At 42.5% G+C, this 18,404-nt stretch carries 19 protein-coding genes and 1 pseudogene; 12 read left to right on the top strand and 8 right to left on the bottom strand.

From position 1 onward, the window contains the following. The first annotated feature begins 4 nt into the window (after nucleotides 1–4). Nucleotides 5–2,673: pseudogene (locus HMPREF1532_RS03260) on the top strand (transglutaminase domain-containing protein). A 39-nt stretch (nucleotides 2,674–2,712) separates the two neighbouring features. Here HMPREF1532_RS03260 and HMPREF1532_RS03255 read toward each other — a convergent pair. The 6 genes from HMPREF1532_RS03255 to HMPREF1532_RS03230 form a co-directional block, all read right to left on the bottom strand. Next, a complete protein-coding gene (locus HMPREF1532_RS03255; RefSeq protein WP_005924757.1) occupies nucleotides 2,713–3,471 on the bottom strand; it encodes a copper homeostasis protein CutC in 759 nt (252 codons plus the stop codon). 70 nt (nucleotides 3,472–3,541) lie between these two features. Further along, the gene (gene rny, locus HMPREF1532_RS03250; protein WP_005924754.1) at nucleotides 3,542–5,077 is read right to left on the bottom strand and encodes a ribonuclease Y; all 1,536 of its coding nucleotides are present in this window, start codon (nucleotides 5,075–5,077) and stop codon (nucleotides 3,542–3,544) included. Nucleotides 5,078–5,191: 114 nt separating this feature from the next. After that, nucleotides 5,192–5,482 carry a cell division protein ZapA gene (locus HMPREF1532_RS03245; protein WP_005924751.1) on the bottom strand — a complete coding sequence of 97 codons (291 nt, stop codon included), beginning with the start codon at nucleotides 5,480–5,482 and terminating at the stop codon, nucleotides 5,192–5,194. 13 nt (nucleotides 5,483–5,495) lie between these two features. Then, nucleotides 5,496–5,789, bottom strand: coding sequence for a hypothetical protein (locus HMPREF1532_RS03240; protein ID WP_044093756.1), 294 nt, complete (start codon nucleotides 5,787–5,789; stop codon nucleotides 5,496–5,498). 585 nt (nucleotides 5,790–6,374) lie between these two features. Then, nucleotides 6,375–7,250: an IS3 family transposase gene (locus HMPREF1532_RS03235; RefSeq protein WP_167556078.1), complete on the bottom strand. Its 876-nt coding sequence runs from the start codon at nucleotides 7,248–7,250 to the stop codon at nucleotides 6,375–6,377. Between the two features lie 8 nt (nucleotides 7,251–7,258). Continuing rightward, nucleotides 7,259–7,648: a hypothetical protein gene (locus HMPREF1532_RS03230; protein ID WP_005924744.1), complete on the bottom strand. Its 390-nt coding sequence runs from the start codon at nucleotides 7,646–7,648 to the stop codon at nucleotides 7,259–7,261. Between the two features lie 276 nt (nucleotides 7,649–7,924). Between HMPREF1532_RS03230 and HMPREF1532_RS03225 the strand changes: the two genes are divergently transcribed. The 5 genes from HMPREF1532_RS03225 to HMPREF1532_RS03205 all read left to right on the top strand — a co-directional run bounded on the left by HMPREF1532_RS03225 (nucleotide 7,925) and on the right by HMPREF1532_RS03205 (nucleotide 10,586). Beyond that, nucleotides 7,925–8,242 (top strand): hypothetical protein, encoded by a 318-nt coding sequence (locus HMPREF1532_RS03225; RefSeq protein WP_005924742.1) that lies wholly within the window; start codon nucleotides 7,925–7,927, stop codon nucleotides 8,240–8,242. A 2-nt stretch (nucleotides 8,243–8,244) separates the two neighbouring features. Next, nucleotides 8,245–9,018, top strand: a complete 774-nt coding sequence (locus HMPREF1532_RS03220) for a hypothetical protein (protein ID WP_005924739.1) — start codon at nucleotides 8,245–8,247, stop codon at nucleotides 9,016–9,018. Nucleotides 9,019–9,028: 10 nt separating this feature from the next. After that, complete coding sequence (locus tag HMPREF1532_RS03215) at nucleotides 9,029–9,634, top strand: hypothetical protein (protein WP_005924736.1); 606 nt, start codon at nucleotides 9,029–9,031, stop codon at nucleotides 9,632–9,634. Further along, nucleotides 9,627–9,911 carry a winged helix-turn-helix domain-containing protein gene (locus HMPREF1532_RS03210; protein ID WP_005924733.1) on the top strand — a complete coding sequence of 95 codons (285 nt, stop codon included), beginning with the start codon at nucleotides 9,627–9,629 and terminating at the stop codon, nucleotides 9,909–9,911. The genes HMPREF1532_RS03215 and HMPREF1532_RS03210 overlap by 8 nt, the downstream gene beginning before the upstream one ends. A 108-nt stretch (nucleotides 9,912–10,019) precedes the next feature. Continuing rightward, the gene (locus tag HMPREF1532_RS03205; RefSeq protein ID WP_021936224.1) at nucleotides 10,020–10,586 is read left to right on the top strand and encodes a 5'-methylthioadenosine/S-adenosylhomocysteine nucleosidase family protein; all 567 of its coding nucleotides are present in this window, start codon (nucleotides 10,020–10,022) and stop codon (nucleotides 10,584–10,586) included. On the opposite strand, the gene HMPREF1532_RS03200 is transcribed toward HMPREF1532_RS03205, so the two are convergent. Continuing rightward, nucleotides 10,553–10,915 (bottom strand): YbaN family protein, encoded by a 363-nt coding sequence (locus HMPREF1532_RS03200; protein WP_005924727.1) that lies wholly within the window; start codon nucleotides 10,913–10,915, stop codon nucleotides 10,553–10,555. The genes HMPREF1532_RS03205 and HMPREF1532_RS03200 overlap by 34 nt on opposite strands. Before the next feature lie 116 nt (nucleotides 10,916–11,031). Between HMPREF1532_RS03200 and HMPREF1532_RS03195 the strand changes: the two genes are divergently transcribed. The 6 genes from HMPREF1532_RS03195 (at nucleotide 11,032) to HMPREF1532_RS03170 (ending at nucleotide 15,700) form a co-directional block, all read left to right on the top strand. Further along, nucleotides 11,032–11,364 carry a 6-pyruvoyl trahydropterin synthase family protein gene (locus HMPREF1532_RS03195; RefSeq protein WP_005924724.1) on the top strand — a complete coding sequence of 111 codons (333 nt, stop codon included), beginning with the start codon at nucleotides 11,032–11,034 and terminating at the stop codon, nucleotides 11,362–11,364. Continuing rightward, nucleotides 11,351–11,896, top strand: a complete 546-nt coding sequence (locus HMPREF1532_RS03190; protein WP_005924722.1) for a 7-carboxy-7-deazaguanine synthase QueE — start codon at nucleotides 11,351–11,353, stop codon at nucleotides 11,894–11,896. The genes HMPREF1532_RS03195 and HMPREF1532_RS03190 overlap by 14 nt, the downstream gene beginning before the upstream one ends. An 83-nt stretch (nucleotides 11,897–11,979) precedes the next feature. Then, nucleotides 11,980–12,720 carry a (Fe-S)-binding protein gene (locus HMPREF1532_RS03185; RefSeq protein ID WP_005924719.1) on the top strand — a complete coding sequence of 247 codons (741 nt, stop codon included), beginning with the start codon at nucleotides 11,980–11,982 and terminating at the stop codon, nucleotides 12,718–12,720. Continuing rightward, nucleotides 12,717–14,102 carry a lactate utilization protein B gene (locus tag HMPREF1532_RS03180; protein WP_005924715.1) on the top strand — a complete coding sequence of 462 codons (1,386 nt, stop codon included), beginning with the start codon at nucleotides 12,717–12,719 and terminating at the stop codon, nucleotides 14,100–14,102. Before HMPREF1532_RS03185 ends, HMPREF1532_RS03180 begins: the two co-directional genes overlap by 4 nt. After that, on the top strand, nucleotides 14,099–14,677 hold the full coding sequence (locus HMPREF1532_RS03175; RefSeq protein WP_005924712.1) for a LutC/YkgG family protein: 579 nt from the start codon (nucleotides 14,099–14,101) through the stop codon (nucleotides 14,675–14,677). The genes HMPREF1532_RS03180 and HMPREF1532_RS03175 overlap by 4 nt, the downstream gene beginning before the upstream one ends. A gap of 150 nt (nucleotides 14,678–14,827) precedes the next feature. Continuing rightward, nucleotides 14,828–15,700: a pyridoxamine kinase gene (locus tag HMPREF1532_RS03170; RefSeq protein ID WP_005924709.1), complete on the top strand. Its 873-nt coding sequence runs from the start codon at nucleotides 14,828–14,830 to the stop codon at nucleotides 15,698–15,700. Between the two features lie 654 nt (nucleotides 15,701–16,354). On the opposite strand, the gene HMPREF1532_RS03165 is transcribed toward HMPREF1532_RS03170, so the two are convergent. Beyond that, the gene (locus tag HMPREF1532_RS03165; protein ID WP_005924706.1) at nucleotides 16,355–18,199 is read right to left on the bottom strand and encodes a vWA domain-containing protein; all 1,845 of its coding nucleotides are present in this window, start codon (nucleotides 18,197–18,199) and stop codon (nucleotides 16,355–16,357) included. Nucleotides 18,200–18,404: the final 205 nt, after the last annotated feature.

The raw sequence follows: 18,404 nt of genomic DNA, 5'->3' as shown, positions 1-18,404 counted from the left end.
TCGTATGAAAACATCGGGTTGTTATTTTCTATATTCACTATTGTTTTTTATGTTTCTTTCGTGTACGGAGGAGCATTTTTTGAAGGACGAGGCTTATCGTAACCAAGTACAGGCTGACTTTGCAATGAAGCAGTTGCAACTTCCATACGGCGATCTGTTCGGTGTTTTCCGGGATTCCACGCTTACTGCCGTAGAGCGCGAAGCATTGATGTTCCTTTATGCCTATATGCCTATTGGTGATATTACCGACTATTCGGGAGATTATTATTTGGAGAATATACGTCTGACTGAACAGGCACAGCGTGAGATGCCTTGGGGAAAACGATTCCCGAAGATGTATTCCGGCATTTTGTACTTCCAATCCGGGTGAATAATGAGAATCTGGATGATTCCCGCCGGGTATTTTATAATGAATTGAAGGAGCGTGTCAAGTATCTTTCCATGCGGGATGCCATTCTGGAGGTAAATCACTGGTGTCATGAAAAGGTGGTTTACCGTCCGAGCGATGCTCGTACCAGCTCGCCGCTTGCTTCCGTTAAGACGGCTTATGGCCGTTGTGGTGAGGAGTCTACCTTTACCGTTGCCGCCCTTCGTTCTGTAGGTATTCCTGCCCGTCAGGTATATACTCCCCGTTGGGCACATACCGATGACAATCATGCTTGGGTAGAAGCTTGGGCAGATGGTAAATGGTATTTCTTTGGAGCTTGTGAGCCGGAGCCGGTATTGAATTTAGGATGGTTTAATGCCCCTGCGAGTCGTGGTATGTTGATGCATACTAAAGTCTTTGGACGTTATAAAGGTGCGGAAGAAATCATGTATGAAACTCCCAATTATACGGAAATCAATGTCATAGAAAACTATGCTCCTACGGCGAAAGCGGTTATCACGGTTGCCGATGCGGGTGGTAATCCTGTGGAGGGGGCGAAAGTGGAGTTTAAAGTGTATAACTATGCCGAGTTTTATTCCGTAGCAACGAAGTATACCGATACTTCCGGACAGGCTTCATTGACGGCTGGAAAGGGAGATATGCTGGTGTGGGCTTCTAAGGGAGAGGTTTTCGGTTTTGGCAAGTTGTCTTTTGGAAAAGAAAAAGAACTGACACTTGTATTGGATAAGAAACCGGGCGATGTGTATTCGTTGGACTTGGATATTGTTCCTCCTGCCGAAGAAACCCGATTGCCCGAAGTGACTCCGGAGCAACGTGCCGAAAACAATCGTCGTATGGCACAGGAAGACTCTATTCGCAATGCCTACGTTTCTACTTTTATCACTGAAGCAGAGGCCGGAGCTTTTGCCCGGGAATATGCCATGAATCCCCAGACGGTTATCCGGTTGTTGCTTGCGGCGAGAGGCAATTACCGGACTTTGACTGATTTCCTCACAGTTGCTGCCAAAGAGGGAAAGGCTGATCTTGCCCTTAGACTGCTTGGTGTTATCTCTGACAAAGATTTACGTGATATATCTCCGGAAGTGTTGTTGGATCATCTTCATTATTCTACAGTTGCTTCTGGTGGAGATTATTACTATTCGTCTGTTCTCAATCCGCGCGTGGGCAATGAGATGCTGACTCCGTATAAGCAGTTCTTTCAAGAGGCAGTGCCGGCTGCCGATGCAGAAAGCTATCGTAGGAATCCGCAATTGTTGGTAGCCTGGTGTAAAAAAAATATTGGTATTGACAATGAGTTGAACTCGCAACGCATTCCCATGTCTCCTGTTGGTGTATGGAGAGCTTCCGTAGCTGACGAGAGATCCAGGGATATCTTTTTTGTGGCTTTGGCACGTGCTTTGGGCATTCCTGCCTGGATAGATGAGGTGACAGGGAAGGTTCAATATCAGGATTTGACTGACAGGCGGTTGAAAAATGGCAAGACATACGATGTGGATTTCGAAGCAACAGAGCAACTTTGGGCACCTTCGGCGATTGTAAGGGCCAATTATCGTCCTATCCGTTCGCTTGACAATCCTAAATACTATTCTCATTTTACGTTGTCCCGGTTTGAAGAGGGGACTTTCCGCTTATTGAATTATGATGAAGGTACTACCTCCTGGGAACAATTATTGAAAAATGGCACACGGCTGGATACCGGTTATTATATGCTTACCACCGGAACGCGTCTGGCTAATGGGGGTGTACTTGCCAATCTTTCTTTTTTTAATGTAGAAAAAGATCATAATGCTACGGTGGATTTGGTTATGCGTGAGAGTGAAACCCAAGTACAGGTAATTGGCAGTTTTAATTCAGAGTCACTTTTTCGTCCGGTAGGCGATCACAATCAGATGCAAAGTATTCTGCAAGCTTGTGGTCGTGGCTATTTTGTAGTGGGTATACTGTCTGCCGGACAGGAACCTACCAATCATGCTTTAAAAGATATGGCAGCATTGGGCAAGGATTTTGAGAAATGGGGACGTAAGATAGTATTGCTTTTCCCGGATGAAGAACAATACAAGAAGTTTCAGCCGACGGAATTTCCGGGATTGCCTTCCACTATAATCTATGGCATAGATACAGATGGCAATATTCAGAAGCAGATAACGGAATCGATGAAATTATCAAGTTCCGCAGCGCTTCCGGTATTTATCATTGCCGATACTTTCAACAGGGTGGTTTTTGTATCCCAAGGATATACAATCGGTCTGGGCGAACAGTTGATGAAAGTTGTGCATGGTTTGTGAGGGTATAAAGTGTAGTTCTTTATATGGAGTGATTCCCTCTTATCGCCAATCATTTATCGTCAATTCTGCAATCGTATTTCTGACTCTTTCTGCTGTTGTTATCTGACGGGAATATTCATCGATTTGTATGGTTCCTCCCATAGAGACGGTGGGGTTACGATATTGCATCTCGCTTATTCTTTTTTCTCTTGCCGAGAAATGGAATTCTTCGATACCTGTTTGCGAAGCGATATGAGCAATGTTTTCTTCGTTTACTCCGCAGCCGGCCAACAGAATGATTCTTCCGTCAGCTTGTGCATGGAGTTCTTTTAGTAAAGGGATACCGGCTTTTGCTGTTGCCTGTTGGCCGGAAGTCAATATCCGGTCGCATCCTAAGTCTATAATTTCTTCCATTGCTTTTTGTGGATTGCGACAGACGTCGAATGCACGGTGAAAAGTTACAGACAATCCTTCGGCGGCTTTCATCAGCTCTTTCATTACCGGCATGTTTATGTCTCCCGTTGCCGTGAGACATCCCAAAACAACTCCGTCAACTCCCGTTTTACGAGCCATTTCTATGTCTGCTGACATTGTTTTTATTTCGATAGGTGAATATAAAAAGTCACCTCCCCGAGGGCGAATAATCACATGGAGTTTTATATCAAGAACTTCTCTTGCAACGGCTATTTCTCCATAAGACGGAGTGGTACCTCCTTCCGGTATGCCTGCGCATAGCTCTACACGGTCGGCTCCCCCTGCTTGTGCGGCAAGACAACTTTCTATTGAGTTGGCACATATCTCAAACTGGTATTTGCTCATCCTATAAAACGGTATTAAAAAAGGGCGAATTGCTTCGCCCTTATCTTGATGATTTTTCTTCTTGATCTTATTATTTAGCAAAGCTTACTGCACGTGTTTCACGGATTACGGTAATCTTCACCTGGCCCGGATAAGTCATTTCATCCTGTATCTTTTGAGCGATTTCGCCCGACAGGCTTTCCGTTTGCTTATCATCTATCTTGTCTGCACCTACGATAACGCGCAACTCACGTCCGGCTTGGATGGCATAAGTTTTTGTTACGCCCGGATAAGACATGGCCAACTGCTCCAGATCGTTCAGACGCTTGATATACGCTTCTACGATTTCGCGGCGTGCTCCCGGACGTGCTCCGGAGATAGCATCACATACCTGTACGATAGGAGCGAGAAGACTTGTCATTTCCGTTTCGTCATGGTGGGCACCGATGGCATTGCAGATATCCGGCTTTTCTTTGAATTTCTCTGCCAGCTTCATACCCAATAATGCGTGTGGCAATTCCGGTTCCTCATCAGGCACTTTACCAATATCGTGCAACAGTCCGGCGCGTTTTGCCTTTTTCGGATTCAAACCTAATTCCGATGCCATCACAGCACAGAGATTGGCCGTTTCGCGAGCATGTTGCAACAGGTTCTGACCATAGGAAGAGCGGTATTTCATCTTACCGATGATACGAATCAGTTCCGGATGCAATCCGTGAATGCCCAAGTCGATGGTAGTACGTTTACCGGTTTCTATGATTTCTTCTTCTACTTGTTTGCGCACTTTGGCTACCACTTCCTCAATACGTGCCGGGTGAATACGTCCGTCTGTTACCAATTGATGCAAGGCCAGACGAGCCACTTCGCGACGTACAGGATCGAATGCGGAAAGAACGATTGCTTCCGGAGTATCGTCTACAACGATTTCTACACCGGTAGCCGCTTCCAGAGCACGGATATTACGGCCTTCACGACCGATGATGCGTCCTTTGATTTCGTCGGACTCAATGTGGAATACGGTTACGGAATTTTCAATAGCTGTCTCTGTCGCTACTCTTTGGATCGATTGTATTACGATTCGTTTGGCTTCTTTGCTGGCCGTCAGTTTCGCATCGTCCATGATATCGTTGATGTACGACTGTGCCTGTGTCTTGGCTTCCTCTTTCAATGATTCTACCAGGCGTTCTTTCGCTTCTTCGGCAGATAAACCGGAGATTGTTTCCAGTTTTTCTATCTCCTGCTGTTGCAGTTTGTCCAGTTCTTCTTTCTTTCTGTCAACGATTCCCAATTGGGCTTCAAGATTTTCTCTTACGGCATCAGCTTCCGCCTTTTTGCGTTGAATCTCTTCCTGGCGCTGGCTTAATACCATTTCGCGTTGTTTCAGTTTGTTTTCAGCTTGCTGAATTTTCTGGTTACGCTGGGCTACCTCTTTTTCCAGATCTGCTTTCTTATTGAGGAATTTTTCCTTAACCTCCAGCAATTTGTTTTTCTTGATTACTTCTGCTTCTGTCTCCGCTTCTTTGAGGATATTGTCGTATCTGGCTTTCAGTCCGTATTTAAATAATACGTATGACAATATGCCACCTACGATGAAGCAAGCAATGGATGCTACTATTGTTACTAACATTGTAATTTAATTTAAGTATAAATAAAAACGCACCGCCAAATATGCGGAAAAACCTCCTTCCGTATATTTTGCAGTGCGTGGATTTTCTATTCCCCACTGACAAAAGCAATGATTCTACTCCTTTTTGAAGTGTTCTTCAAGTGTTTTCGTCAGTTCTGTTATTTTTTCGGTATAAGGTGTCGTGTCGTTACGTTGTTTTTCGAGCAAACTTTCCAATGAAAAGCGATAAGCGATCATTGTCATAATCCTTTCTTTCTCTACGTTAGGCCACTTCTCCCTATATTCTTTTAAAATATCGTTTACCTGTTGTGCGGCCTTTCTTACTATCTCCTCATCCTCCGGTTTGATCCAGACCGGATAAGTAGCATCGGCCATCGACAGATTTATTTTCCATTTATCGTCCATACATCTCCATTATTTATTCATTTAATAAAGCGATGCACTTATCGACTTCACGCACTAATTTAGACAATCGCAGCTTTGTCTCTTTTACATCGCTGCCGTTAAGGCTGATTGTCGTTGCTGTTTTTAGGTTTGTGTAGCTTGTTTCCAGTTCTTTGTACTCAGCCAATACCTTTTCGTTTTGTTCCTTCTCTGCTTTGAGAAGTTCCTTAAGTTCAGCATTTTCACGCTTTAATTCATCGTGAAGATAGATTAAATGCCGTAGTCTTGCTTCAAAGGTACTTAATAGCTTTTTTTCTTCTTCTGTCATTACTACACCAAAATTGTACACAAAAATACGATTAAGTTTGGTATTACAAAAACTTTGCAGCAGAAATTGCGTGTTTTACTTGAAAATTGCTATTGAAGGAATAGATGAGAACATTATTAAGCTGGAATGAAGGATATACTTTTAAATTGTATTCCTCTAATTTCTTTATGTTGATCACTCTTATAATTGGCGATGAAAACATCCGGATGTTTTAGGTAACAACATCCGGATGTAGTGGTGGACAACATCCGGGTGTTTTGATGGACAACATCCGGATGTTTTGATAGCCTAATTCTGATTGTGATGTGTACTGGATTTAGTTGACAACTTCGATTGTTATTACTGTATTCGTTCACTCAACAATTTTCAATACCTGAATAGGTTTACATTTCTGTTTGTTAGCCCTACTGTAGTTGTCCTATTTGGATTTCCAAATATAATGCTAATTATTCTATTTATTCCAATGTTGTTGAACTGATTTTTGTTATTATCTCGTTTGCCAAGAAATATCCTTGGTCGGGGATCGCCGTGCGGCAAGGGGCGTGACCACCCGTCCCGACGAGCACAACCTGAGTCGGGGCACTTTCATACCTTCTCCTCCTTTATAATTTCCATTGGTGTGCGCATTTTCAAAGCTTGGTGTGGCCGGATATTATTATATGTGTACACAGCCTGTTTAATACGTTCTTCCACCTGGTTAAAAGTCTCCTTCCCGCAGTCAAAGAGCCATCCGTTCTTAATAGTATTGTTCATCCGCTCGGCCAATGCATTATGCAGAGGATCACCACACTGTGTCATGCTTATGCTTATATGTTGTGCTTTTAACGTGTCAACGTATTGGTTTGAGCAGTATTGAACCCCACGGTCTGAATGATGTATCAACCCGCTGATGTCTATCCCGTTCTCTCTGTAAAACAGGAAAGCTGACTCCAAAGCTTTCATCGGGCCTTCCGTTGTCAATGTAGGATAGAACGAATAGCCTACTATTGCACGACTGTGGCTATCAGTAAGCAAGGACAGGTATGCCCAGCCATCCCTGGTGGAGACATAGGTAATATCTGCCACAACCATACTTCCGCTTGTGCTTGCTACGAACTTAGGTGCCGTGTTCAGCAAATCAGGATATATATAATAATTATGATTGGAGTTCGTTGTTTTGGGACGTACACGCTTCTTCCTCTGGACCAGACCATTAGAGCGGAATATCTCATAGCACTGGTCACGACCTATCACCATTTTCTCCTTAAAGTAACGAACACAGCATACATATAGCTCACGCATACCCGATTGGGGCATTAAAGTTCTTAATTCTTTGCAATACAGAACAATACTTGTCTTCAAAACATTAACTTCACACTGTCTGTCCACATGTTTATAGTAACCTTGTCTGGTTATGCCGAAGTAACCACAGAGTCTGTTCAGACCACCGCATTTACGGTTGACCGAGCCTCTCTGTGACAAGGTGTCGATTACTTGGCATCTGAGTTTTTTCGCACGGGGATATGATAGGTCTGCTCTGTCAGATCAATAAGCACTTCGCAGGCTTCATGAAGCATCTTTGTCGTATCCAAATCCCGTTGAAGTTGACGGTTAGACTTGTGTAACGTTTCATTTTCAGCACGAAGCTGAGCGATAAGGGCCGCTGAGTCTTCGTCTATCAGCTGTGGATCAATGATGGATTTTTGCATCTTAGGATCTTCTATCTCGTACATTTTCATCCAGCGGGACAATGTACCTAAACTTAATCCATTACGTCGTTCAAATGTTTTCCGACGGTCGGAGCTGGAAAGATACTCGCGAATATAAGACTTACTTTCCAATTCTGTAAACTTTCTGTGAGGTTTTCTTTTGGTTGACATACTTTTTTTTGATTTAGAAAGTGTCAACTTATTCAGTACATTACATTGGATGTATGTATCTGTTTGATATATAGTGATTTTGATGTATATATCTTTATGTTCCAAAGATATACTTTTATTTCTTATTATTTACCATAATTGGGCTTGTATAGCATAACGGGGTATCTGATGGCATAAAATAATTTATAATACAATTTGGTTTATAAAATAAACTACTTATCTTTGCCACGGATTCGAATTTCTGATAATACATTTAACAACAAATAAATACGTGTCATGGAAGATAAAAAATTAAATGAGCAAGAGAGCCTGGAACTTATTGCCCGGATGATTCGAAACAGCAAAAGGAATGTGAGGGAGAATGCCGGAGGCCCTGCTTTGATTGGGGGATACGCTACGGTTTTAACTTCTCTGTTGGTTTATGCAGGCTGGATGTTGACACATCAGTATTATAGTATGTATGGTTGGTTTTTGATACCTGTGTTTGGAGGAATAGGTACGTTTTTGTTTGGCAGGCATGAAAAGCCGGTACTGATTAAGACTTATTTGGATCGTGTCATATTTGAAAACGGACTGGACATAAAAATCAAATAATTATGAAAGAGACTTCAACACGTTTCGGACGTTTTTGCACTTCCTGGAAATTCTTTTTAGTGCTGATAGCTTTGCAATTTGTATTGATGCCGATGGCAACGAAAGGTTTCCGTTTTGAAGAGGCCGGACAGATTGTCTTTACTACATTGGGGCATGCATTGATCAACCGATTCTATCCTTATTCATTTGTTTTTCAGTGGATGGCGCTTGCGCTGATTGTTGCCCTGTTGTTTTTTCGTGACAGGATCGGCCGGTTCTTTTCCGCTTATGTGGGATGTTGCTATCTGCTGTATGCAATCATTCAAAGCATTGCTGTAACCAATAAATATGGTGTCAGCGTAGTGACGGTCAATCTGGTGATGATGCTGTTTGTGGCCTTTGTCTGGTTTCGTGATTCTTGGAAAGGAGAGAATAAGTACACATTTTCGAATTTGAACTGGAAAACAGCTTGGTTGGTTCCCGTTGCATTTTTCTGTTTGTGGTTTCCGATGAATCTACAGAATGCGAAACCTGATTTCAATCCCGCTTATCTGTTTTCCGGTTTTGCATCACTTGCTTTTTGCCCAATGACACCCGTGTTTCTGATATTGCTTACCTTGTGCCGTCCCACTATAAACATGGTAACCTACCGGGTCACTGCTATGGTAGGGTTAATTATCGGTATCTATAATATGGGGCAGTTTGCCAATCCCACCGGATTTTATTTAGGAATATATCATTTACCTTTGCTGCTGATCTCTTTGTATGCATTGTTGAGTAGCAGACAATTAAAATAATAATAAGAACATGGAAAATAAGAAATTGAATGAACAAGAAAGTCTGGCATTGATTACCCAGATGATTCAGAATAGTAAAAAAGGGTTGGTTGTAGGAAGCGGTAATAGTTTTCTATTTTGGGGATATTTGACTCTTGCCGTCTCCATAGCAATTTTCCTATTACTTTATATTACCGGAAATCAGAGCTGGTTCTGGTTGGGGACTGTGATTCCGGTGATAGGATGTCTGTATACTTATTGGGTTTCCCGGCGGAATGGTAAGAAAACGATGAGTTATGTCGATAAAGTGATTTCGAATGTTTGGCAAATAGTAGGAGGAACTTGTGCTATCATTGCCCTTTTGGCCTTGAATTATGGAAATAATATCGCTATATTGCCGTTGCTTCTGTTGGTGTTATCCGTGGGTGCAGGAATAACAGGATCTGTTATCCAAGAGAAATCGTTTTATAACTGCTCCGCTTTTGGAATCGCTATTTCGTTAGGGATGCTTTTCAATATCAATTCAATTGTGGAAGGACCTTTACGACAGGTTTTTGCTTTTGCCCTTGCCATTACAGTCGTAATGATTATTCCGGGACATATGGTTAATCGTAAAGCAAAGAGAAGCAATGTTTAAAGAACTGAATCCGTTACTCCATTCCGAACTTCGCTTGGCGGTGATGTCGTTGCTTATTTCTGTTGAGGAAGCGGACTTTGTCTATATTCGTCAGCAGACGGGGGCTACAGCCGGAAACTTGAGTGTACAGATCGATAAACTGAACAAAGCCGGTTATGTGGAGATAACGAAAACATTTAAAGGAAAAATGCCTTGTACGATCTGTAAGATTACCCCACAGGGAGTGGATGCGTTTGAAGAATACGTGGAAGCGCTGAAAAGTTATATTATAAAATAAATGGTGAATGGACGAGGATTATTTGCTATCTATCAGGAATATACTTTAGCTTTTGAGATTATTATTTTATCTTTGCGTATAAAAAACAGGTTTTTAAAGAATGATTTTATGTTGAAAATATTAGTAACCTACGCTGTACAAGGCGAATTCGCAGAGATTAAGTGGCCCGATGCAGAAGTGTATTATGTACGTACCGGCATCGGCAAAGTAAAAGCAGCTTTTCATTTGGCGGAAGCTATCCGTCAGGTGGAACCGGATATTGTAATAAATATGGGGACGGCAGGGACGATTCATCATAAGGTAGGCGATATTTTTGTTTGCCGTCATTTTATTGACCGTGATATGCAGAAGTTGGCAGGACTCGGATTAAGCTATCAGTTGGATACTTCTGCGTTGCTTGAACAGAAAGGGTTCTGTAAGCATTGGACGGAGTCGGCTACCTGCAATACCGGAGATAGTTTTCTTACAGAGTTGACTGATATAGAGGGAGATGTGGTAGATATGGAAGCATATGCACAGGCTTTCGTATGTAATTCTAAAGAGATTCCTTTTATTTCGGTAAAATATGTTTCTGATGTGATCGGTCAGAATTCTGTGAAGCATTGGGAAGATAAATTGGCTGATGCCCGTACCGGGTTGTCTCACTTTTTCAATGTTTTGAAGGAAAGTATATGATAAGTGACTCCTACTGCAATCAGAAAAAGGAGTATCTTGACCCATACTAAAGGGACGAGAAAGAATATGCAATAGAGCATGGTGCCCCACATGAGCACTAACGAGATGATTTTGGCACGCAAGGGGATCGCCTTATTTTCGCGAAAGTTACGGATATAAGGGCCGAGATGTTTCTGATTCAGTAACCATTGATACAAGCGGGGCGACCCTTTGAAATAGAGCGCAGCCGTCAGCAGCAGGAAAGGGGTGGTAGGCAATAATGGCAGAAAGATGCCTAAAATACCTAATGCCAGCGAAACGGTTCCTAAAATGATACAGATGGTTTTCATGCTGCAAATGTAGAAAAAATAACGAGGTTTGCAGAATGAAAATCTGAATTTGTATTAACTTTGCCCCTGCATCGAGGTGACATTAGATGCAGGGACTTTTTTTAATATATATGACGATGTATACAGTAATAAAACGCCTCGAGGTATCGGCTGCGCATAGCCTGAACCTCTCTTATCGCAGTAAATGTGAGAATCTGCACGGTCACAATTGGATTATCACGGTGTACTGCCGTTCTGCAGAACTCAATGCCGACGGAATGGTAGTGGATTTCAGCCTGATCAAAAAAGCGGTGAAAGAAAGATTGGACCACCGTAATCTGAATGAAGTACTTCCTTTTAATCCTACTGCCGAAAATATAGCCCGTTGGGTTTGTGAACAAGTGCCTCATTGCTTCAAAGTGGAAGTGCAGGAATCCGAGTCAAATACGGCTGTCTATGAGAAAGATTAACGAAATTTTTTATAGTTTACAAGGAGAGGGGTATCACACAGGTACTCCCGCTGTTTTTGTCCGTTTTTCGGGGTGTAACTTGAAGTGTGGCTTTTGTGATACCCGCCATGAAGAGGGGGTGATGATGACGGATGAGGAGATTATAGCCGAGGTAAAGAAATACCCGGCTGTAATGGTGATACTTACGGGTGGCGAACCTTCCTTGTGGATTGACGATCACTTGATCGGTCTTTTGCATCAGGCCGGGAAATATGTTTGTATCGAGACGAATGGTACCCGCCCTCTGCCGGCGGCTATCGATTGGATAACCTGTTCGCCCAAGCAAGGTGTAAAATTGGGTTTAAACAGAATGGATGAAGTGAAAGTAGTGTACGAAGGACAAAATATTGACGTTTATGAGTTACTTCCCGCCGAACATTTTTTCCTCCAGCCTTGTTCTTGTAATAACACCGCAGCAACGGTGGATTGCGTGATGCGACACCCCAAATGGAGACTAAGCCTGCAAACGCACAAACTGATAAATATTTTGTAATAGTTACGGGCTGCTGCCGGCTATATGGTATTCTTTCGGAAGGATGCCCGTAGTTCGTAACTCGTAGCTTATAATTATTGATTATGAAAGTAGGTTTATTTATTCCTTGCTACATCAATGCCATCTATCCCAATGTGGGGGTGGCATCGTATAAACTTTTGAAAAGTTTAGGTGTGGATGTAGATTATCCCCTGGATCAAACTTGTTGTGGACAGCCTATGGCAAATGCCGGTTTTGAAGGCGAAGCTTTAAAACTCGCTCTACGGTTCGATGATCTGTTCAAGCAGTATGATTATATTGTTGGGCCTTCGGGTAGTTGTGTGGCATTTGTCAAACTGAATCATCCGGGTATCCTTGCCAAAGAAGGACATTTGTGCGAAAGTGCCGGTAAGATTTATGATCTCTGCGATTTTATTCATGATGTGATAAAGCCAGAAAGGCTGGAAGCCCGTTTTCCGCATAAAGTGAGCATCCACAATAGCTGTCATGGCGTACGTGAACTTTTCCTGTCTGCTCCGAGTGAACTGAATATCCCTTATTTTAATAAACTGCGTGACCTGCTTCAATTGGTCGATGGTATTGAAATCTTTGAACCGAGCCATATAGACGAATGTTGCGGTTTCGGCGGTATGTTCGCCGTCGAAGAGCAGGCGGTCTCTGTCTGTATGGGCCGTGATAAAATAAGGCATCATATGGAAACCGGGGCCGAATATATCACCGGGGCCGACAGTTCCTGTCTGATGCATATGCAAGGCATCATCGAGCGTGAGAAACTGCCTATCAGAATTGTTCATATAGTAGAAATCTTAGCATCACAATTATGAGTACCAAGCATGCAAAGGCTGCCGGGAAGTTCTTAGAGAACCCTGTGATGGCGGCATGGCACAACGAAACCCTTTGGATGGTTCGTGCCAAAAGAGATAAGATGAGTAAGGAGGTTCCCGAATGGGAGGATCTGCGTGAGAAGGCATGTGAACTGAAACTTTATTCTAATAGCCATCTCGATGAACTTCTGGTAGAGTTTGAGAAGAATGCGACTGCCAATGGCGCCATAGTGCATTGGGCAAAGGATGCCGATGAATATTGTGCCATTGTCTATGAGATTCTGAACAGTCACGGGGTGAAGCGTTTCGTTAAAAGCAAGTCTATGCTTGCCGAAGAGTGCGGGTTGAATCCGTTTCTGATAGAAAGAGGGATCGATGTGGTGGAATCCGATTTAGGTGAGCGTATTTTGCAGTTGATGCACTTGCCGCCCAGTCATATCGTGCTGCCTGCCATCCATATTAAGCGTGAGCAAGTGGGAGAACTTTTCGAAAAAGAGATGGGTACGGAGAAAGGGAATTCTGATCCTACTTATCTGACGCATGCCGCCCGTAAGAATCTGAGAAATATCTTTCTGAATGCAGAAGCTGCCATGACAGGAGCCAACTTTGCCGTAGCGTCTACCGGGGATATAGTGGTGTGTACCAACGAAGGGAATGCGGATATGGGAACTTCCTGTCCTACCTTGAATATTGCCGCTTTCGGCCTTGAAAAGATTGTTCCCGATATGGATGCATTGGGGGTATTTACCCGGCTACTGGCCCGTTCGGCTACGGGACAGCCTGTTACGACTTATACCTCCCACTATCGCAAACCGCGTGAAGGGGGCGAATATCATATCATTATCGTAGATAACGGGCGGAGCGAGATACTTGCCCATCCCGATCATATCAAGACTTTGAATTGCATCCGCTGTGGCGCCTGTATGAATACTTGTCCGGTCTATCGCCGTAGTGGTGGTTATTCATATACTTATTTCATTCCCGGCCCTATCGGTATAAATTTAGGTATGGCGCACGATCCGGAAAAGTATTACGATAATCTTTCTGCCTGTTCGCTTTGTCTGTCTTGTTCCGATGTATGTCCGGCGAAAGTCGATCTGGCAGAGCAAATTTATAAATGGCGTCAGGTATTGGATAAGATAGGAAAAGCTGATACCGGGAAAAAAATAATGTCCGGTGGTATGGAAATATTGATGGATCATCCTGTTTGGTTCAATGCGGCTTTGTGGGCAGCACCATTGGTGAATCATTTGCCGCGTTTTATCAAGTACAATGATCTGGATGCCTGGGGAAAGGGACGTGAATTGCCGAAGTTTGCCGGTGAATCGTTCAATGAAATGTGGAAGAAGAATAAGGTACAGGGAAAGGAGGAAACGAAATGAGTAGTCGGGAAGAAATATTGGCTAATATCCGTAAGAATACGCAAAAGCGTTTTGATTATCCGGAATGGGAGATAAAGGCGACTACCTATCCTGATGTTATAGAGAAGTTTTGTGAGGTAAGTCGCGCGGTAGGCGGTGAGGCTGTGCTATTGGGTAAGGGGGAGGATATAAATGCGGTCATTCGCCGTACTTATCCGGATGCCGGTCGAATTGCTTCGAATCTGGATGAAATAACATGTGCTACATTCAATCCGGATGAATTGGACCGTGCACAGGATTTGAACGGTACGGAGATAGCTGTGGTGGCCGGAGAAATCGGTGTTGCGGAGAATGGTGCTGTCTGGATTCCTCAAACGGTGAAGTATAAAGCTCTCTATTTTATAGCAGAGAAATTAGTGATTATTCTTGATCGTAACCGGATTGTCAGTAATATGCATGAAGCTTATGAGGAAGTGAAAAAAGAGAAATATCAATTCGGTACGTTTATCTCCGGTCCGTCAAAGACTGCCGATATCGAACAGGCTTTGGTTATGGGAGCACACGGGGCGAGGGATGTGCTGGTAATTTTAAAATGATAAATAATGTGTCAATGTGCCAATATGTCAATGTGCCAATTAAATGATACATCAATTGACCAATATGCCAATTAAATAACAGCGCAGCCAATTGGCACATTGGCACATTGGCACATTGACACATTATTTAATTGGCAAATTATTAATATTATGTATGCAAATAAAGTAAAGAAAGTTGTAGCAATTCATGATCTTTCAGGGGTAGGCCGGGTTTCGCTTACGGTAGTTATTCCCATTCTTTCATCAATGGGTTTTCAAGTTTGTCCGTTGCCTACGGCGGTGTTATCCAGTCATACACAGTATCCCAATTTTTCGTTTTTGGATTTAACCGATGAAATGCCAAAGATTATTTCCGAATGGAAGAAACTTGGTGTACAATTCGATGCGTTCTATACCGGCTACCTTGGTTCTCCACTCCAGATACAGATTGTTGCTGATTTTATAGATGATTTCCGGCAGTCGGAAAGCCTTGTCGTGGTAGATCCGGTTTTGGGTGACAACGGCAAGCTATATGCCAATTTTCATGATTCGATGATCAAGGAGATGCGGCAACTGGTAACGAAAGCCGATGTGATCACTCCCAATCTCACCGAACTATTTTATTTGTTGGATCTGCCTTATAAAGAGCAAAATACCGATGAAGAGTTGAAATCCTACCTTCGTCAACTTTCTGATAAAGGGCCGGAAGTGGTGATTATAACCAGTGTTCCTGTATTGAATGACATTCATAAGACATCTGTATACGCCTATAATCGTACCGGCAATCGCTTTTGGAAAGTAACTTGTCCTTATCTGCCTGCTCATTATCCCGGAACCGGGGATACTTTTACAAGTGTAATCACCGGGGCTTTGTTGCAAGGTGACAGCCTTCCTATTGCACTTGACCGTGCTACACAGTTTATTTTACAAGGAATTCGCGCTACTTTCGGTTATGAGTATGATAACCGTGAAGGTATTCTTTTGGAGAAAGTGCTGCATAATCTCGATATGCCTATTCAGAGTAGCAGTTATGAGCTTATCTGATCATAGTTATTTTTTGCCGGGATGCATTTGTTCTTAAAAATAAACCTTTTTGTTTCTATATCAGTCTTTTTAATGACAGGTATTCTGTTGGAAAAGTCAGATATAGAGAACCGTATGCATAAAATGATGTAATAAAATGCATTTCATTTCGCATATTTTAGCCTGATCCGGATAAATATGTATTTATCTTTGCATGTAAATCTGTTTATCATTACGAAATAGGTTCGGTTTCTCTACGAGTTTCCCTCTGTTGCTCGTAGAGGAACGATAAAAGACTCGTAAAGGAACCGAAAGATTACCTTAGAAGAACGAGAGATTCGCTATCAGACTCTTGATTTTATACTCATTGCTGTTTGACTTCTGACCATTTGTAAATAGAATAAAAACGTAAATATAGGATATTTAAGAATAAATTGTCCGGTAAAAGCAAAGGATGCAAGCATGTTGCATCAAAATATACTATATTATGAGCTATTTGATTAACGCAAAGTGGGAATGAAGGCGGCTTTTGTAATTGGCACTGTTACCGTTTGCAAATAAGCCCGATAGTCATACTTAAGAATATTATTTTGACATTTTGATACAGTTCTCGTTTCTTACCCACGCCACAAGTTTCTGCGGCATGGGGCATTTTATTCTTCTTTTCTTATTCAGCTAATCCTTTGCTAATCCTTCGGCTGTCTCTGCTAATCTGATAAACTCTCTTCTGTATCCCTTTTCGTCATTGTCAAGCGATGTTTTAGCCAGGGATATTACTTTATCATAAGTGGCGTCTCCTTTAAAGTCAGAATCACGCAATAGCTGTCCGAACATGGCAACAGCAGAAGCAAAGCGGAAGTCCGAAGATACTTTTTCTTTTTTATCATCGATAAGGGGTTGTTCGATTTTCTTGCTGGTATTTCCGTCCGGTGCTTTGTAGCGCAGTTTTACAGTAAGGAGTTCTTTTGAATTGTTTGTCACAGCAGGAGCCGGTTTTGTCTTTTGATATTTTAAATCGTCCACTTTACCCGTAAAATCGCTTTTGATTCCTGCGGGTACTACCTCATAGAAAGCCGTTACTGTGTGTCCTGCTCCCATTTCACCTGCATCTTTGGCATCATTGTTGAAATCTTCGTCTTTCAGCAAACGACTTTCGTAGCCGATGAGCCGATATGCCTGTACTTGCGACGGATTAAATTCTATTTGTAATTTTACGTCTTTGGCCACTGTGTGCATCGTAGCTCCGAATTCATTGACTAATACTCTGTTGGCTTCCTGCAAATTGTCAATGTATGCGTGGTTCCCGTTTCCCTTTTCTGCGAGGACCTGCATTTTACTGTCTTTATAGTTTCCCATTCCATAACCTAATACAGTCAGAAAAACACCGCTCTTTCTCTCCTGTTCGATGAGTTTTTCCAGTCTCTCATCCGAAGACACTCCGACATTGAAATCTCCATCCGTACAAAGGATGATACGGTTGTTTCCTCCTTTTACAAAGTTCTGCTTTGCCATCTTATAAGCCAGTTTGATACCTGCACCACCGGCGGTAGAACCTCCTGCGGTCAGCTCATCGATAGCTTCACGGATTTTCTGTTTATCGCTTCCGCTGGTGGAGGGCAATTTTTCTCCTGCCGAACCGGAGTATACGACAATCGCTACTCTGTCTTCATCACGCAGATTGTTTACCAGCAATTTGAGAGAAGACTGGACCAATCCCAGACGTTGAGGACCGTACATCGAACCGGAAACATCAATTAGAAAAACTAAATTGGATACCGGAAGCTTGTCTGTCGGAATTTCCTTTGCTTTCAATCCGATACGGACCAACCGGTGTTTTACATTCCATGGACAGGCACCTACTTCAGTAGTGATTTTCACTGGATCATTTCCGGTAGGTTGAGGGTAGTCGTATGAGAAATAGTTTATTAATTCTTCCGTACGGATCGCATCCGCAGGGGGAAGTTCACCTTTATTAATATAGCGGCGCATGTTACTGTAAGAAGCGGCATCTACGTCAATTGAGAATGTAGACAGGGGGCTTTCGCTTACGGTCTTAAAATTATTTTCTGCAATCTCCTTATACTCTTCTGCATTCATGCCGTCGGCATCCATTCTGCTTGCCATGATGCCGGGAGTAGCATGCCCTACAGCACCGCATAAGCTTACCATTTTCTGTGTACCATAGCCCACTACGACACATTCTTCCAAAACCTGACTACTTGTTTTTAAACGAATATTCAGGCGCTCGGACTTAACCTCCGCTTCTTGCTTTTCGTAACCGATATAAGAAAATACTAATTTTTCACCTTTGTCAGCGCGAATCGTATATTCGCCGTCCACATTGGTTATAGTACTGCGAGTAGTCCCCTTTACCTGCACTGTGCAACCTATAATACCGGAACCGTCTGCGGCATCAGTTACTTTACCTTTTACTATGAATGTTTCTGCATTCACGTTTCCCAAAGAAATAATTGCTACCAGCAATCCGAACATCGTAGCTCTTAATCGATTTGTTTTCATACCTTATTTAAATTAAATGTGATACATAAATCCTATGTTTTATTCTATAGATGCAGTTTTGAACAGGATTCCATAAAGGGGTTCTTATTTTTTTCATATTAATTTAGGAAAGGATATTTATCTTTTTTTTAACCATAGAATTGTCCATGTTTATAGTATATTTCTCCATTGTGTGCTCATGTGTCTTTGCCTAATTTTGCATGTA

Origin of the sequence: Bacteroides salyersiae WAL 10018 = DSM 18765 = JCM 12988 (genome assembly GCF_000381365.1) — a bacterium.
Lineage (GTDB): Bacteria > Bacteroidota > Bacteroidia > Bacteroidales > Bacteroidaceae > Bacteroides > Bacteroides salyersiae.
The sequence above is the reverse complement of the archived record's forward strand: the minus strand, read 5'-3'. Positions and strand labels throughout refer to the sequence as shown.